Genomic DNA, 16,999 nt, shown 5'->3' on the forward strand with positions numbered 1-16,999 from the left:
AATGATTGAATTGAAAAATATTTCCAAAGTGTTCTCAACAAAAAAAGGGAATGTTGAGGCTCTTAAATCAACTTCCCTTAAAGTAGAAAAAGGCGAGGTATTTGGAATCATTGGATATAGCGGTGCTGGTAAAAGCACATTAATTCGCTGTGTAAATTTATTAGAAAAACCAACGACAGGAAATATCATTATAAATGATCAAGACTTAACAACCTTATCGACGAAAGAACTCGCAAAAGCGAGACAAAAAATCGGCATGATTTTTCAAGGATTCAATTTACTTAAAACCGTTACCGTTTATGAAAACATCGCACTACCCTTACGTCTATCTGGTCTTCCCAAAAATGAAATTGAAAAAAGGGTAGAAAAGTATTTACGCATTGTTGATCTCTTTAATAAAAAAGATGCCTACCCAAGTGAATTATCTGGTGGTCAAAAACAACGTGTAGCGATCGCCCGCGCACTATCTCATGAGCCTGAAGTTTTATTAAGCGATGAAGCAACGAGCGCATTAGATCCGGAAACGACCGATTCTATTCTTGATTTATTATTAAAGATCAACGAAGAAATCGGAATTACGATTTTGCTAATTACACACGAAATGAATGTCATCCAGCGTATATGTGACCAAGTTGCTGTAATGGAACATGGATCTGTCGTTGAAAGTGGAACCGTAAAAGATATTTTCACAAATCCACAACATGTTACAACGAAGAAATTTGTAAATAGCGCATTTGCCGCTAAAATTCCAGAAGAAGTACAAAGAGAACTACAAACTACTGGTGAAATTGTAACACTTTCTTTTATAGGAAATTCTTCAGGAGAACCAGCGTTAGCTGTTGCTACAAAACGCTTCCAAGTATATCCGAATATTTTATCCGGTAATATTACACAGTTAAAACATGAATCATATGGGAAACTGGTCGTTCATATGCAAGGTGAAAACAATGAAGTACACCGTGCTTTAGCATTCTTACAAGAGAAAGGAATCATTGTAGAAGGAGGTAGAACAGATTATGGAAAACAAGTCCTTTTTGGATGAATGGGGTAACGTAATATGGGAAGCAACAATTCAAACATTTCAAATGACATCTATTTCACTATTTATCTCTATCCTTATTGCATTACCACTCGGTGTCACACTTGTTTTAACGAGACCTGGTGGACAGCGAGAAAATAAAATTATCTATCCTATTCTTAATACGGTTATTAATGTCATTCGCTCTCTTCCATTTATCATTCTATTATTCTTCATTTTACCTTTTACAAAGTTTCTAATGGGAACATCAATTGGCGTGCAAGGTGTTATCGTACCACTTGTCGTATTCACAGCCCCTTATATTGCACGATTAATGGAAACTGCTTTATTAGAAGTGGATCGTGGTGTTATTGAAGCATATCAAGCGATGGGAGTCTCTACTATTAAAATCATTTGGCACGTCATGGTTAAAGAAGCACGCCCTTCTCTTGTACTCGGATTAACAATCGCAACAATTGGCTTAATTGGCGCAACAGCAATGGCCGGACTTGTAGGTGCTGGCGGGCTAGGGGACTTAGCATATCGATTCGGGCATTTACGCTACGAACCTGAAGTAATGTATGCAACAGTCTTTATTTTAATTATCCTCGTTCAAGGATTACAGTCTTTAGGAAATGGTGTTGCACGAAGATTGAAGAAAGATTAAAAAAGAAGGTATCTCATCGAAATGAGATACCTTCTTTTTATCTTTTAAATCCACCTTCTGAATGAATAACTTGCCCAGTAATCCATTCTGCTTCTTCACTTACTAAAAACTTAATAAGTCTTGCTGCATCCTTTGGCTCACCAATTCTACCAAAAGGAAACATCGGTCTTAATCCTTGTTTTATCTCTTCAGTCATCCACCCTGTATCGGTTGGACCTGGATTAATTGCATTCACTGTTATTCCTAAATGGGCCACTTCTGCTGACAACGTACTAGTAAGAGCATCAATAGCTCCCTTCGTTGTTGCATACGCTAACTCTCCAGCCATAGGCCCTTTAAATTGTCCCGAAGTAATATTAACAATTCTACCACCAGATTTCTTATCAAATCCTCGAGCAAATTGACTACTTAACAATGTAGTCCCTCGAACATTTACCATGTAATGCTTATCCAACTCTTCGGCAGTCAAATTAGAGAAATCATTATTCGTAGAATACGCTGCATTATTAATTAATATATGAGGGTACCCTAATTGTTCAGTAACTTTATTTATAAGCTGCTTTGGTGCATCATTCCGAGTTAAATCTAACTCCGTACTTGATACTTTAACACCGTTTTGTAACAGCTCTTCTTTTAATTGTATTTGTTCATTTTGCTCAACGCCCCAAGGCATATCTTTATCATACTCTGTCCAATACGTAAAAAATATATCGTATCCTGCTTCAGCTAATTCTTTACAAATAGCTGCTCCTATACCATCTAGACGACTAACACCTGTAACAACAGCTACTTTATTTTTTAATTGATTCATTATATACTCCTCCAAATTAAAGGACGCATATTTTATATGAGAGATATAAATTTCCCCACTAAAAAAGACAGATACATAAAATAGGCATCTATCCTTACCGAAGGGATGTACAAGCTAAATATGCAGTCCTTGAATGATTTATAGATAGTTAAATAAACCCTCGCTTATGAGAGAAAAATTCATCTATTCGATTTCTAATCATTACAAGTTCATCCACATATCTACTCTTTATCCCCTTTCCATATATCTCTATTATTTACTTTAACAAAAAGATTAAATATTTAAAATAGAAAAAATGATTTTACCTCTCTTTCGGAGGGAAAATATTGTGATTTACCTACATATAAGCTTTAACTATATTTCTATTAAAAATAACCATTACGATATTAAAATAACACAAATAATCAGAAAACACTGGTAAATAATGGTTTGTTTTTTTATAATAAAATGTGGGGCTAATGTGAGAAATGTTATAAATGGTCTGGTTATGCAGACTCATCTAGTTTTAAACAAATTGGGGGAAGAAAAATGTTAAAAAAAGTAATTTCTTTATTTTCTACAGTAATCGTAGCAGCTTTTGTAATAACCGGCTGTGGTCAAAGCGATACGACAAATAAAGAACAAAAAGAAAATACAACCAAAGAAAGCAAAACAGAAAAAACTGATACAACGAAAGAAAATAAACCTACCGAAAAAAAAACTGAAGATAAAAAGCCTGAAAATACAGCTACTAGCTCAAGCGATTACTCTAAGCTGATTTCCTATATGGAAAAAGAAACAGGCGGTAAAACAAAAGTTCTTTTTGAAAATAAGGAACCACAAGTCTATAAAGCTGAAGATGTTTCAGTATCAATGAATAGTTATACATTAGTTGAATTAAATGGATTCCATACGAACTTCGACATTCCATTTAACCGTCAAACAGAGGGCGGAGTTATTCTTGTGAACTATAGCGTAAAAAATAGTTCAGCTAAAGATATTTATTATATGCCAGCATTGGACATGTCATTTACTGGTGCGCAGAAAGTATATAGTAACTATAAAGACTTAATTCCAAAAGAAGATCAGTTACCAACTAAGCTTGCTCCAACGAATGATTACTTAGTAAAAGCAGGAGAAACTATTTCTGGTTATATCGCGTATCCATTCGGAAAAGATGATCTAGCGAAAATTTCAAGCCTCTCAACAGTCTCAGTCAAAGTCCCAACTGCACAAGCTAATAAAGGAAAATTTGATGCTCCAATCGGAAGTCCTGGAAACTTTTCATTAAGTTTAAACAAACAAGGCGCTGAAAAGGTAGCAGCAGATACAGCTTTCTATCAAGATAAAGTAACTGCTAATAACATGGGCGATAAAAAAATGCTAAAAGAACAATCCGGCATTAATAATAGTCAAGAATTAGGTGCTGTCAATGTTACATTAGATGGATATCAATTTGCTCAATTCACGCCAAATTCTGTCGAGGCTCCACGATTTGCAAATTTCAAAAATGGTATTGTTCTATTAACAGTAAAATTCAAACTTGATAACAAAGACACACAAGACGTCGCACTGTCTCCTATAAGCTCTACATTGAGAGTTAATGATGGTACACAATATACAATTAGCGAAGGTATGCTACTAAACTATACTTATAACGATGTGGTCAAAACAGGGACATCTGGAGAATTACTACAAGTATATATATTAGACCAAGAACAGTATGAAAAGATTTGGAAAGATAAAAGCTTTGAGATTGAGTTAGGACCTATGAGAAATAAAGAAGCTAAAGATATTTCACAAGGTAAAAAAGCTAAATTTACATTAGCTAAATAAATTACTAAATATAATAGAAAAGGCATATAACATATGATTGTTATATGCCTTTTCTATTTTTATCAAAACACCAGGTTTGTTCACACTTTGTCCATTGTGAATTTATTCACAATGGATATATAATAAACATGTAAATACAGTACATTGGAGGGATTTCAATGGTTATCAATTTTTTAAGAACTGATAAACGTGCTACTTTCATATTATTATTTTTACGACTGTACATAGGATATGCATGGATTACTGCTGGCATAGGTAAACTTTTAGGACAATCTTTTGATGCAAGTGGATTTCTAAAAGGCGCTATCGCTCAATCATCAGGTAGCCACCCTGCAGTACAAGGCTGGTGGGCAGATTTCCTTCAACATTTTGTTCTTCCAAATGCAGACCTATTTAGCTTTTTAGTTCAATGGGGAGAAATTTTAGTGGGTCTAGGTTTGATTTTAGGTGGATTAACAAAAACAGCTGCATTTTTCGGAATCATAATGAACCTTTCATTTTTATTAAGCGGAACTGTTAGTGTAAACCCAAACCTGCTTATTTTAACTATGTTCATTTTAGTTGCAGGACAGAATGCTGGACGTATTGGATTAGATGGTTATGTTTTCCAAAAACTTTTCGGTAAAAACAACCACAAAACATATAAATTAAGTAAAACTGCATAGTAATAGTTCATCTTTAAAATATAAATAGAAAAAGAGCCTGAATGCAGGCTCTTTTTTATTTACGTAAAACTTAAACCTTTAACGAACCGCGAAACCCTCTGGCAGCATAGTACGATTCTGCCCCATTGTGATACACGAAAACGTGTCCAAAGCGATAATCACAAAAAAGAGCACCGCCGAGTTCTCTAATATCTGATGGTGTTTGTACCCAACTCGATGATTTCATATCGAAATTCCCAAGTTGTTGCAACTCTCGATATTGTTCTTCAGTTAATAGTTCAATGCCCATAGCAGTTGCCATATCAATAGCGTTATTTTCTGGTTTATGTTTTTTTCTTGATTCTAACGCTTCAAGATCATAACAAAGGCTTCTGCGGCCTTTAGGACTTTCCACCGAACAATCATAGAAAGTATACTCGTCCTTCTCTTTGTCATAACCAACAACATCCGGCTCACCGCCAGTTACTTCCATTTCGTTAAGTGACCATAATTTCTCAGTATTAGCCTCCAACTTTGCTTCAATTTTAGCCCATTCAATACCTTCATGGCGATTCATATTCTTCTCAAAACGAGCTTTCAATGATTTGAATAATTCTTCACGTTTTTCTACTGGTAACACATTTTCATTCTCTGTCATATTAGTCCTCCAAATTATGTTTACTTATAATCGTTTAAGTATATGTTTCATAATAAATCGTCTCAATAATTGTTTGAACGCAGTTTACAATAAATTATATAATTTATTAAATCTCCTTTTCAACAATAAGCATTCCCTCAATCGATTTTTCAATTTCAGACGTTCTTTTCACTATAAAAACACCCCTTTAGATAACGATATCCAAAGGGGTGACTTTATTTTAATTTTGTATAAACTGTAGATCAATATAGTTGCTAGCGTATTATACAGTGGAAATTCACATGGAAATCATAGAGCTACAATCACAAGCTAAATATGAAAAAAAGCTTCCTTATGTATCCTGTGAGGATATCCATTATAAAGCCCTAAAATCTTTCATACTCTCGCCAAGAATATAATGTGAAAACCACATCAAATTCTGCTTCATAATAGCTACATTCATTCCCGGCTGATCAGGGCTATATGCCATTCCTTTAAATATAATTAATTCTGTATCAACTTCCATATCTCTTAACCCTTGATATAGTTCATATGCATTTGTAGTTGGGATTCTTGCATCCTTTTCACCATGTTGGATTAAGGTAGGAGTACATGCTGATTTAATATACGTCATTGGTGATGTTTTCGTATATATCTCTGGATCATTCCATGGATTATCTCCTAAATACATTCTAATAAAGTAAGGGATATCTGTATTTACATAATGGGTACTCCAGTTAGTAATTCCACCACCAACTGAAATAGCTTTAAATCTACTACTAAATGTAGAACAGAAAGCTGATATATATCCCCCGTTGCTCCATCCCATAACCCCTACTCTATCCTTATCTACAACCCCTTGATCAACTAGTTTATCCACTCCGGATATAATATCATCGTAGTCAGCAAGTCCTTGTTTTCTATAGTTTGCTTTTAAAAATTCATTACCGTAACCAGAACTTCCCCTATAGTTTGGCTCTAAAACTATAAAGCCTTTTTCGATAAACTGTTCAATAGGATATTTCTCATTAAAACAGTCTGAAAATATCGGAAAGGATGCCCAAGCTGGACCACCATGAATTACTACTAATAAGGGATATTTTTTATTGGCGTCAAACTCTACTGGGGTTGATAAAACACCCTCTATTTCAAGACCATCACTACTTTGCCATGAGATGATTTCCCTGTTACTTTTAAGCTTGCCTTTAAAAAAGCTATTTTCATTCGTTATTTTTTTATCGTCTAGATAGATTTCAAAGGTTTCATTTGTTATAGCCTTATTATAGGATGTATGATTTCCATCCCTTGTTATAGAAGCCTCCATTATAAAACTATCTGCTTTTTCACTTAACGCTTCCACAGTGCCATCCTCACATAGCAACCCAATAAGGTAATTCGTTTTATCCTGCCATCGTATTAAAATCCCTTTAGCTGTCCACCGTAATGGAGTAACCGTACTATCAAAATCTGCTAAAGGTTGAATTAGCTCTCCATTATGAATATCATATATTTCTAATGTATTGTCTTGTATATGAGTCTTATAGTACTCCTTCTCCCTTATGCTTGCCGCGTAACATATTTTGCTGCCTTCAGGAGAAAAGCAAACGCTACCTCCCAACAACTTATCTATATTCAACTTTTGTAACTCTCTAGCTTTACTATCTAATATGTATAGATCTCCATTCATATAATCTTCCATATTTGAGCTTGGTGTAGCCATAAATACAATCTTCTTCCCATCATTTGAAATATCAAATTCATGGATATGAAAATCCTTCCCATCAGTTAATTGATAAACAACACTATTTTTGTGTTCATATATATCATGTTGTATCACTTTTCTTATTTCAATGTAATATAAACAATTATTATGGTGTTCCTTACCTATATGTTGAAAATCCCCATATCGTTCCTTACGCTTCTTTATCTCCTCACATTCTTTTGACTGCGCAACATAATAAAAACCCTTGCCAGTAGGCTCCCATTTAAATGTACTGACCCCTTCTTTCTCATCAGTAATTTGAACCCCATCATAACCATCTATTGACTTAACAAAGATCTGATTTTTCCCATCACCAACTGAGCTAAGGTATGCGATATCCCTAGAATCTGGAGACCATAATGGGCATGTACTATCTATATCCCCGGTTGTTAATGGGTAACTCTGCCCCTTATCTTTTTCATATATCCATACATGATTCCTATATGTATTGTCTTTCCAGTTAGTCGTCCTCTTAACAAATGCTACATTTTTGCCATCATCACTTATGTTTGTACTTGATAAGGCCGGTAATGAAATAATCTCTTCTATACTTAGATATGTTTTTTCATTCACTTTCATCAATATACCCCCTTGTAATGTCCATTAATCTAGCGTCTCTTCTTGTCATAATAAAGAAAATTGTTCACGAATACTTAAAATTATAACTAAAAATTCAGATAAATAAAAGTTACTCCATTCCAAATCCGATAAAGTAAAACTCTAATCAATAGGGTTCTGTCCACTTATCAATTTTAGATGTTCTTTTTCGACACAAAAAAACCCTTTAGATAAAATATCTAAAGGGTTACAGATTCATAAATTTATTTTAAAGCTATAACTATAGTTATTAACCTACCAATCTCCTACTCAACAGTAACAGATTTAGCTAAGTTACGTGGCTTATCAACGTCACACTCGCGGTGAAGTGCTGCGTAGTATGAGATAAGTTGGAATGGAATAACTGCTACTAGCGGTGCTAGTGCTTCGTGTACAGCTGGTAATACGAAGCTGTCGCCTTCCATTTCTAAGCCTTTCATTGAGATGATACATGGGTTAGCTCCGCGTGCTACTACTTCTTTCACGTTACCACGAATTCCAAGGTTTACGTGCTCTTGTGTAGCAAGGGCGATAACTGGTGTACCGTTTTCGATTAAGGCGATTGTACCGTGTTTTAATTCTCCTCCAGCAAATCCTTCTGCTTGGATGTAAGAGATTTCTTTTAGTTTTAACGCACCTTCTAAACCTACGAAGAAGTCTACGCTACGTCCGATGAAGAAACAGTTACGCGTTGTTGATAAAAATTGTTTTGCTAATGCGTCCATTTCTTCTTTTTGATCACAAAGTACTACCATTGCATTTGCTACAAGTCCTAATTCGTGTGTTAAATCGAAATCAAGCACTTCACCTTTCGCTTTTGCAATGTCAGCCGCTAAGATTGAAAGTACTGCAAGCTGTGCTGTGTATGCTTTCGTCGATGCAACTGCGATTTCTGGTCCTGCATATAAAGGAAGTGTATAATCAGCTTCACGAGAAAGCGTAGAACCAGGTACATTTGTAATCGTTAATGCTTTATGACCCATTTCATTTGTTTGCACAAGTACTGCACGGCTATCAGCTGTTTCACCACTTTGTGAAATGTAAATGAAGAATGGTCTTTCTGTTAATAATGGCATGTTGTAAGAGAATTCACTTGCTACGTGTACTTCAACTGGTACTTTAGCGAATTTCTCAATGAATTGCTTCCCAACAAGACCTGCATGATAACTTGTTCCGCATGCAATGATATAAATACGATCGCTATCTAAAATTGCGTTACGGATATCTGCATCCAGTTCAATCTCGCCATTTTCACCTTGATACTTTTGAATAATATTACGGATTACAAGTGGTTGCTCATCAATTTCTTTTAGCATGAAATGAGGATACGTTCCTTTTTCAATATCACTTGCATCTAATTCCGCTGTATAAGGTGCACGTTCAATCGTTTCACCTTGTAAGTTTTTAATTGTAATGCTTTCTTTTGTTACGATTACCATTTCTTTATCCATTAACTCGATAAATTGATCTGTAACTTGTAACATCGCCATAGCGTCGCTTGCAATAACATTAAAGTTATCACCAGCACCTACTAATAGCGGGCTTTTGTTTTTAGCAACATAAATCATGTTTGGATTTTCAGCATCAAGTAATCCGATTGCATAAGAGCCATGTAAAAGAGATAGCGTATTACGGAACGCTTCTTCTACACTTAGTCCTGTGCTCACTTGTTGTTCCATAAGCTGTACGATAACTTCTGTATCTGTCTCACTTACGAACGTTACATCTTGTAAATATTCCTTTTTCACTAACTCATAGTTTTCAATTACTCCGTTATGAACTAGTGTAAAACGTTTTGATGTACTTTGATGCGGATGCGCGTTTACTTTGCTTGGAACACCGTGTGTAGCCCAGCGTGTGTGACCGATTCCCACGCTTGCTGCTACATTCTCTTCTACGACTTCGCGAAGTTTTGCAATACGGCCTTTTTCTTTGTATACAATAACACCGTTCTCTGCTTGTACTGCAATACCTGCTGAATCATATCCGCGATATTCTAGCTTTTCTAAACCTTTTAATAAAATTTCCTTTGCATCTTGCTCTCCAATAAATCCTACGATTCCACACATGTTTAGTCGCCGTTACAAATGCTTACACTGCTTTGCGAACATGTAACGACATAGTCCTATACCATTTATTTATATTAAAAAAACGGATTACATATTGCTAGCCCTGTAAGCTTGTAACGGCTTTCACCTTCCTCTCGATTGGGTTAAAGTCCGTATATACTTATACAGCTAGTATTCATCCGTTCCTTTTCTCTCATCACACTTTCACCTTTGTCCACTAAGTCACCTTAATGTTTTAAGTAAAAGATTGCGGTTGTGATGAACAACCGGGAGTCATCCGCCGAAATCTCGATAAACTCCACCTCGTCAACTACACTACTTGTAGTTCTGGCGCTTTTATAATTTACAATATTTCCTTTGAGAAAAAGAACAAGACCATCGTATAACAAACAATATAAACCGTCAATGAAAATTTTTTCATTGTCTATAAAACATATGAAAAAGGAGCACTTCTTGTGCTCCTTTTAAAATATATTTAGCAAATTATTCAACGCCAACTTCAGCTTTCACAACTTCTACAATACGATGTACATATCCATCACAAATTTCTTGTGTTGGTGCTTCTGCCATTACACGGATAAGTGGCTCTGTTCCAGATGGACGAACAAGAATACGGCCATCACCGTTCATTTCTTCCTCTACAACACGAATAATTTCTTTGATTTTTTCATTTTCTAGTGCTAGTTTTTTATCTGTTACACGAACGTTTACTAGTAATTGTGGGAATTTTGTCATCTCGCCTGCAAGCTCAGATAATGGTTTTTTCGTCATTTTCATGATATTTACAAGTTGAAGCGCACTTAACATTCCATCACCAGTTGTAATGTAATCAAGTAAGATAATATGACCTGATTGTTCTCCGCCCAGGTTATAACCACCACGTTTCATTTCTTCCATTACGTAGCGGTCACCAACTGCTGTTTTATCACTTGTAATACTGTTTGCTTCAAGTGCTTTGTAGAAACCTAAGTTACTCATAACTGTTGAAACAACTGTATTATGTTTTAATTGACCAGTTTCTTTCATATACTTCGCACAAATGAACATAATTTGATCGCCATCAACGATATTTCCTTTTTCATCTACAGCGATTAAACGGTCTCCGTCACCATCAAAAGCAAGTCCGATGTCAGCGCCTTTTTCTGTTACTAATTTAGCTAATACTTCCGGATGTGTAGATCCTACACCTTCGTTAATATTCATACCGTTTGGTGAAGTTCCCATTGTTGAAATGTCAGCTTCTAAATCTGCAAATAAGTATGGAGCTAAAGAAGATGTAGCACCATGTGCACAATCTAAAGCGATATGTAGACCAGAAAAATCTTCCTCTACAGTTTGTTTAATGTATTGTAAATATTTTTGTCCACCTTCAAAGTAATCACTCACTTGTCCAAGGTTAGTACCTGTTGGACGTGGTAATTCGTCAACTTCTTTGTCTAATAACGCTTCAATTTCTGCTTCTTGCTCATCCGTTAATTTAAAACCGTCTGAACCGAAGAACTTAATTCCGTTATCTTGTACTGGATTATGAGATGCAGAAATCATAACACCTGCTTGTGCGTCTAGCGCCTTTGTTAAATAAGCCACACCTGGTGTAGAAATAACACCAAGACGCATTACTTCTGCTCCAGTTGATAATAGACCAGCTACTAAGGCTCCTTCTAACATATGTCCAGATACACGTGTATCACGACCGATAATTACTTTTGGACGGTCTGTATCTTTTGTTAATACATAGCCTCCAAAACGTCCAATTTTGAACGCTAATTCAGGTGTTAACTCCTTATTCGCAACCCCGCGTACTCCATCTGTACCAAAATATTTACCCATTATGATTCGCTCCTTTTTGATTATCTACTGTTGGTTCTTGGCTCATTTCTTGGCCATTTTCTTTATCTTTGTCTTTATCTTTATCTTTGTCTTTATCTTTTTCTTTTTCTTTTTCTTTTTCTTTTTCCTGATCCTGTCCTGGATCAGGTTCAGGATTTTTTGGTTTTTCAGTTTGATTTCCCTGATTGTTTGTTGAATCTGGGTGTTCAATATTACCCTGTACTTCTTTATCTGGCTTTTCTTTCTTCACAATTGTAACTTTAGCACTTTTTTGTTTTGCTTCTATCGAAATATTACCAGGACCGCTTACTTGAATAGAAATATCTTTTGTCCCCGGAGGTGCATTTTGTAGATTAATCACCGCTGTTATTTGAGCAGCTGTTATTTTATCTACTATACTTGCTTCTCCTGAAATATCAACGCTTATCTTCCCATCCTGCGGCGAAAGTAGCTGCGCAGTAGCATCGTTCGGAATTCCATTTTTTTGAATCGGGATACCGTCAATAGTTTTACTTTTCGTCTGCTTTACTTTTTGTACCCCTACTGAAACCTTCACTTGATTTGGTTTTGCACTTGTAACACCCTTTGGTAATAAAACAGAGGCATCGAATGTTGTAGAATCCGTCAATTGACTAAGATCTACCTCGACCCCCTCTATAGATTGTATATTATCCAAAATGTCTTTTGGACCAGCTATCGTTACTTCTCTTGGTTCAACGTTAATATTTGTAACAGCTAAACCTTCTGGTAAATTCCCTTTTTTCGCATATGTTAAAGGAACTGTTTTTTCGACGTTATTTGCTGTAGCTTGCGTTGCTACATTCAACGTTACACTAATTTTAGATGGATTTGTTCTTACATTTAAGCGTTTTCCTTCTTTATTGTATAATGTAACTTCTGGTGTTTTTGTAACAGTTTTATTAACACCTTTTAAATCGATATATGCCTTAGCAGATGAAATACTTTCTATTTCTTCTTTCGTCCCAACTACCTCAACAGTATCAGGCTTAATAACTGATTTTTCAAGAGTAGCACCCGCTGGCATCTGATCTTCATTTGATAATTTCAAGTCTACATGAACATACTTTTTCGCTTTTTCATGCAGAGTGACTTTAATTGTTGCTGGTTGGACTGTTCCTTTCACATCATCTGGAAGTCCATTCGCTTTTAAAGAAACTTCATAAGTTCCTTTTTGACTATCTCGCAAATCAACTGATATATCAAATTGTTTTTTTGCTTTTGCTGTAGCAACTGCTGATTTTGGACCTTCCAACTTCACCTTGACTCCACCTGCTGGAATACCACTTACAATATATTTCTCTTCATCATACTTAAGGGTAATAGGATAATCAGTTAATGTTTCTTTCGTTTCATTTACGAAAGGTAATATACTCGATGTCGTATTTTTTTCAGTTAAAGTTGCTGACATAAAAAGCATACACGCCAATAGTAATGAGATTCCTTTTAAAAACCAATGATTCTCCATTAACTTATCCATGACGCTTTCTCCTCCAATTCCATAAAGACGAAGAAGTCGTTTTTTCGTTCCCACTAAATTCTGCTAACAACATATCCTTCAGCTGTTCTGTCTTCAAATCACGATGTAACTCACCGTTTTTCGTTAAAGAAATTTGACCCGTTTCTTCCGACACAACTACTGTAATACTATCAGTAACTTCACTAACTCCCATTGCAGCGCGATGCCTTGTTCCTAACTCCTTAGAAATAAACGGACTTTCTGATAGCGGAAGATAACATGCTGCTGCTTTAATTGTACTTCCCTGCATAATTACTGCTCCATCATGAAGAGGCGTATTAGGGATAAAAATATTAATGAGTAATTCCGATGACACATTTGCATTTAGCGGAATACCCGTTTCCGCATAATCATCCACCCCAGTCTCTTTTGACAAAGTAATTAATGCACCAATTCTACGTTTTCCCATATATTCCGTTGCTTTCGCTATCGCTGTTGCAACAATTTCAGGTTCATCATCCTCATGAGTTCCCACACGCGAAAATAAGCTCCCGCGTCCTAGCTGCTCAAGTGCTCTTCTCAATTCTGGCTGGAAGATAATAATAACGGCTAAAAATCCCCACGTTAATACTTGCTCCGTTAGCCAATATAGCGTATGCAATTCAAGTAAAATACTAATCATCCGGACGACAATAATAACTGTAATACCTTTTAAAAGTTGCACAGCTTTCGTGCCCCGGATTATAAGAATTAGCTTATATATAATAAACCATACAACAGCAATATCTAATGCCGTACTAAGATATTTCAAAATGGTCGTATCTTCAAAAGGCATGCTAACCCTTCCTCCTACTTACGAGCAATTCTATCCATATATTGAAATATTATTTTATGCTCTGTCTGTATGTATTTCCAACAACTAGTTAATTATACCATACATGAAATAAACGACAATTACAAACGCCCCCTTTAGCTTAAATTGGTAAGATGTCAAACTTTCTTATCCTACAGTGTAATATAAGTTATTATACGCCTATTTTCCAATAAAAAAAGCAACTTCACAGTTGCTTTTCTTACATTTATTTCAGTTTTTCACCGAATAAAGAACCCATTAAAGCAACCGCTGTTGTTGCTGTTCTGTTTCTCTCATCTAAAATTGTATTTACTTCAACAAATTCAGCAGATGTAACAATATCAGCTTCTGCTAACATTTCCATCGCTAAGTGGCTTTCACGATACGATAGACCACCAATTACAGGCGTCCCCACTCCTGGTGCATCATGAGGATCAAGACCATCTAAATCTAATGATAAATGAACACCGTCAGTATGAGATAAGTAAGCAATTGTTTCTTCCATAACAGCCGTCATACCCATACGATCAATTTCATGCATTGAGAATACTTTAATGCCTTCTTCACGAATAAAGTCTTTTTCTCCTTCATCTAATGCACGTGCACCGATAATTACAACGTTCTCTTTCTTCACCTTTGGATATGACCCGTATAAGTCTACAAGTGAAGAATGTCCATATCCTAAACTTGCAGCAAGTGACATACCATGAATATTTCCAGATGGTGAAGTCTCTTCTGTATTTAAATCACCGTGTGCATCATACCAAATAACACCTAAATTTTTATAATGTTTCGCTACACCAGCTAACGTACCTATAGCAATACTATGATCGCCGCCCAATACAAGTGGAAAACGACCTTCTTCTATAATATGATCAACCTTACTTGCTAATTCATTACATACAGTTGCAACTTGTGTAAGGTTTCTTAACTTTGTATTTTCATCTATTTCTTTTTCTCTCTCTATACATATATCTCCCATATCTTTTACGTTATATCCAATTTCTTCGATTCTTTCAATTACCCCTGCATAACGGATCGCGCTTGGTCCCATATCAACCCCGCGACGCATCTGTCCTAAATCCATTGGAACTCCAATAACTGAGATTTCTTTTTTCATAGATAGTATCCCCCTTTTATGCCTTCACTAAATATTTTAAATCTTTTATATAGTCTGACTCAACTCGACATTTTTCTGCATGGATATACATTTTATTCACTTATATTTACGTTGGACTCCCAATTTTTAAACTATTCTATGTATAAAGTTAACTTAATGAACCAACTAACTTTTCTATCAGCTAATATTTTTATCAGTGCTTTTCTCCATCACCACCTAAAATTACACAAAATATCCTCAAATAACTGGATTAAAAAAACACTTCTACATTTAGAAGCGTTTTTTTGATGCTATTTGCCACACTGCTGCAATATTTCTCGCTGTCATTTCTATATTCTCTTCTGTTGCCTTATATGCTTCTTCTAATGTCATTGGACTTGCTGTAATACTAAATACTGCATCAATTCCCTTTTCATAAACAATTGTATAGTTCGGAGATACAGATCCACCAATAGCAATTACGGGAATATGAAGATGTTTTGCACGCTTCGCAACACCAACAGGAGCTTTTCCATAGGCCGTTTGTTCATCTATTCTGCCTTCCCCAGTTACAATAAGATCAGCACCTTCTATACGCTTATCAAAATTTGTATAATCTAATACAATTTCAATCCCTTTTCTTAGCTGTCCCTTTAGTACTGCAACGACAGCGGCTCCCATTCCTCCAGCTGCCCCCGCACCAGGTATTAGGGACACATCAAAGGATACATACTGTTTAAGTATATTAGCATAATGTTTTAAGTTCTCGTCTAGCTCTTTCATCATCTCTACATTCGCACCCTTTTGTCTCCCAAATACAAAAGACGCTCCCCTTGGTCCAACTAACGGATTGTCGACGTCACATGCCGCTTCAATCTTTACGTTCTCTAAGCGTGAGTCAATCCTAGAAAGGTCAATAGCAGTAATCAAATGTAATGTCCCTCCAGAGGGCTCAATTACTTCACCTTTCCTATTAATAAACTCTACGCCTAAAGTAGACAACATACCAGCTCCGCCATCATTTGTAGCACTTCCTCCAAGCCCTAAGATAATATGTTTTGCGCCTTGATCCAATGCATGTAATATAAGCTCTCCTGTCCCTTTTGTCGTTGTAATAAGTGGGTTTCTCTTGTCAATTGGAACGTGTTGTAGCCCTGATGCTGCTGCCATTTCAATAAATGCGGTCTTATCCTTGGACATACCGTAAAAGGCTTGCACGCTCTCTCCAAGCGGCCCTGTCACATTAAGTGATATAATTCTCCCCATTTTAGCACCAACAAGAGATTCAACTGTTCCTTCGCCTCCATCTCCAATTGGTACTTTAACGTACTCTGCTTTAGGAAAAATTGCTCCAAAACCTCTTTCAATTGCTTCACATACCTCTATAGCTTTCAAACTTTCTTTATATGAATCCGATGCAATGACAACTTTCATGATTATCTCCCCCTTATTTATGCCCTTCTTTCATTTTAAACGACATATACACAAGTTGTCTTTTCCGGTAAAATTTAAGCACAAAAAAGCTTACATCATTTGATGTAAGCTTTCCCTATTTATATGGAGCCTAGCGGGATCGAACCGCTGACCTCCTGCGTGCAAGGCAGGCGCTCTCCCAGCTGAGCTAAGGCCCCTTAGTAATTAAGCGGAAGACGGGATTCGAACCCGCGACCCCAACCTTGGCAAGGTTGTATTCTACCACTGAACTACTTCCGCGAAAATG

At 36.0% G+C, this 16,999-nt stretch carries 13 protein-coding genes, 2 tRNA genes and 1 pseudogene; 4 read left to right on the forward strand and 12 right to left on the reverse strand.

Translation table 11 applies throughout. From position 1 onward, the window contains the following. Position 1: 1 nt before the first annotated feature. Together FT637_RS23795 and FT637_RS23800 are read left to right on the forward strand one after the other, a co-directional pair. On the forward strand, positions 2-1,042 hold the full coding sequence (locus FT637_RS23795) for a methionine ABC transporter ATP-binding protein (protein ID WP_193648377.1): 1,041 nt from the start codon (positions 2-4) through the stop codon (positions 1,040-1,042). Beyond that, entirely contained in the window at positions 1,017-1,685 is a 669-nt protein-coding gene (locus FT637_RS23800; RefSeq protein WP_193648378.1) for a methionine ABC transporter permease, read from the forward strand. The genes FT637_RS23795 and FT637_RS23800 overlap by 26 nt, the downstream gene beginning before the upstream one ends. Before the next feature lie 37 nt (positions 1,686-1,722). Here FT637_RS23800 and FT637_RS23805 read toward each other — a convergent pair whose 3' ends face one another. Continuing rightward, positions 1,723-2,496 (reverse strand): SDR family oxidoreductase, encoded by a 774-nt coding sequence (locus FT637_RS23805; RefSeq protein ID WP_193648379.1) that lies wholly within the window; start codon positions 2,494-2,496, stop codon positions 1,723-1,725. A gap of 528 nt (positions 2,497-3,024) precedes the next feature. On the opposite strand from FT637_RS23805, the gene FT637_RS23810 reads away from it, so the two are divergent. Together FT637_RS23810 and FT637_RS23815 are read left to right on the forward strand one after the other, a co-directional pair. After that, the gene (locus FT637_RS23810; RefSeq protein WP_193648380.1) at positions 3,025-4,311 is read left to right on the forward strand and encodes a DUF5068 domain-containing protein; all 1,287 of its coding nucleotides are present in this window, start codon (positions 3,025-3,027) and stop codon (positions 4,309-4,311) included. A 158-nt stretch (positions 4,312-4,469) separates the two neighbouring features. Beyond that, positions 4,470-4,976, forward strand: a complete 507-nt coding sequence (locus FT637_RS23815) for a DoxX family membrane protein (RefSeq protein ID WP_193648381.1) — start codon at positions 4,470-4,472, stop codon at positions 4,974-4,976. Positions 4,977-5,046: 70 nt separating this feature from the next. On the opposite strand, the gene FT637_RS23820 is transcribed toward FT637_RS23815, so the two are convergent. The 11 genes and pseudogenes from FT637_RS23820 to FT637_RS23865 all read right to left on the reverse strand — a co-directional run bounded on the left by FT637_RS23820 (position 5,047) and on the right by FT637_RS23865 (position 16,992). Beyond that, positions 5,047-5,613 carry a DUF4256 domain-containing protein gene (locus tag FT637_RS23820; RefSeq protein ID WP_193648382.1) on the reverse strand — a complete coding sequence of 189 codons (567 nt, stop codon included), beginning with the start codon at positions 5,611-5,613 and terminating at the stop codon, positions 5,047-5,049. Between the two features lie 355 nt (positions 5,614-5,968). Then, positions 5,969-7,933 (reverse strand): S9 family peptidase, encoded by a 1,965-nt coding sequence (locus tag FT637_RS23825; RefSeq protein WP_193648383.1) that lies wholly within the window; start codon positions 7,931-7,933, stop codon positions 5,969-5,971. Between the two features lie 284 nt (positions 7,934-8,217). Further along, positions 8,218-10,020 (reverse strand): glutamine--fructose-6-phosphate transaminase (isomerizing), encoded by a 1,803-nt coding sequence (gene glmS, locus FT637_RS23830; protein WP_193648384.1) that lies wholly within the window; start codon positions 10,018-10,020, stop codon positions 8,218-8,220. 12 nt (positions 10,021-10,032) lie between these two features. Further along, a pseudogene (locus FT637_RS30690) lies at positions 10,033-10,217 on the reverse strand (hypothetical protein). Between the two features lie 286 nt (positions 10,218-10,503). After that, the gene (gene glmM / locus FT637_RS23835) at positions 10,504-11,850 is read right to left on the reverse strand and encodes a phosphoglucosamine mutase (RefSeq protein ID WP_193648385.1); all 1,347 of its coding nucleotides are present in this window, start codon (positions 11,848-11,850) and stop codon (positions 10,504-10,506) included. Then, on the reverse strand, positions 11,843-13,348 hold the full coding sequence (locus FT637_RS23840) for a YbbR-like domain-containing protein (protein WP_193648386.1): 1,506 nt from the start codon (positions 13,346-13,348) through the stop codon (positions 11,843-11,845). The genes glmM and FT637_RS23840 overlap by 8 nt, the downstream gene beginning before the upstream one ends. Next, on the reverse strand, positions 13,341-14,162 hold the full coding sequence (gene cdaA / locus FT637_RS23845; protein ID WP_193648387.1) for a diadenylate cyclase CdaA: 822 nt from the start codon (positions 14,160-14,162) through the stop codon (positions 13,341-13,343). The genes FT637_RS23840 and cdaA overlap by 8 nt, the downstream gene beginning before the upstream one ends. Before the next feature lie 244 nt (positions 14,163-14,406). Next, the gene (gene rocF, locus FT637_RS23850) at positions 14,407-15,300 is read right to left on the reverse strand and encodes an arginase (protein ID WP_193648388.1); all 894 of its coding nucleotides are present in this window, start codon (positions 15,298-15,300) and stop codon (positions 14,407-14,409) included. A 270-nt stretch (positions 15,301-15,570) separates the two neighbouring features. After that, positions 15,571-16,713: a glycerate kinase gene (locus FT637_RS23855; RefSeq protein ID WP_193648389.1), complete on the reverse strand. Its 1,143-nt coding sequence runs from the start codon at positions 16,711-16,713 to the stop codon at positions 15,571-15,573. Between the two features lie 124 nt (positions 16,714-16,837). Further along, positions 16,838-16,910: transfer RNA gene (locus FT637_RS23860), tRNA-Ala, on the reverse strand. Positions 16,911-16,920: 10 nt separating this feature from the next. Beyond that, positions 16,921-16,992: transfer RNA gene (locus tag FT637_RS23865), tRNA-Gly, on the reverse strand. Between the last annotated feature and the right edge of the window lie 7 nt (positions 16,993-16,999).

The sequence above is a fragment of the Bacillus cereus genome (genome assembly GCF_015071065.1).
Taxonomy (GTDB): Bacteria; Bacillota; Bacilli; order Bacillales; family Bacillaceae_G; genus Bacillus_A; species Bacillus_A cereus_BA.

Excerpts from the sequence above, each read along its gene's own strand:
- FT637_RS23795 (WP_193648377.1), top strand. The coding sequence starts at position 2 with ATGATTGAATTGAAAAATATTTCCAAAGTGTTCTCAACAAAAAAAGGG.
- FT637_RS23800 (WP_193648378.1), top strand. The coding sequence starts at position 1,017 with ATGGAAAACAAGTCCTTTTTGGATGAATGGGGTAACGTAATATGGGAA.
- FT637_RS23805 (WP_193648379.1), bottom strand. The coding sequence starts at position 2,496 with ATGAATCAATTAAAAAATAAAGTAGCTGTTGTTACAGGTGTTAGTCGT.
- FT637_RS23810 (WP_193648380.1), top strand. The coding sequence starts at position 3,025 with ATGTTAAAAAAAGTAATTTCTTTATTTTCTACAGTAATCGTAGCAGCT.
- FT637_RS23815 (WP_193648381.1), top strand. The coding sequence starts at position 4,470 with ATGGTTATCAATTTTTTAAGAACTGATAAACGTGCTACTTTCATATTA.
- FT637_RS23820 (WP_193648382.1), bottom strand. The coding sequence starts at position 5,613 with ATGACAGAGAATGAAAATGTGTTACCAGTAGAAAAACGTGAAGAATTA.
- FT637_RS23825 (WP_193648383.1), bottom strand. The coding sequence starts at position 7,933 with ATGAAAGTGAATGAAAAAACATATCTAAGTATAGAAGAGATTATTTCA.
- glmS (WP_193648384.1), bottom strand. The coding sequence starts at position 10,020 with ATGTGTGGAATCGTAGGATTTATTGGAGAGCAAGATGCAAAGGAAATT.
- glmM (WP_193648385.1), bottom strand. The coding sequence starts at position 11,850 with ATGGGTAAATATTTTGGTACAGATGGAGTACGCGGGGTTGCGAATAAG.
- FT637_RS23840 (WP_193648386.1), bottom strand. The coding sequence starts at position 13,348 with ATGGATAAGTTAATGGAGAATCATTGGTTTTTAAAAGGAATCTCATTA.
- cdaA (WP_193648387.1), bottom strand. The coding sequence starts at position 14,162 with ATGCCTTTTGAAGATACGACCATTTTGAAATATCTTAGTACGGCATTA.
- rocF (WP_193648388.1), bottom strand. The coding sequence starts at position 15,300 with ATGAAAAAAGAAATCTCAGTTATTGGAGTTCCAATGGATTTAGGACAG.
- FT637_RS23855 (WP_193648389.1), bottom strand. The coding sequence starts at position 16,713 with ATGAAAGTTGTCATTGCATCGGATTCATATAAAGAAAGTTTGAAAGCT.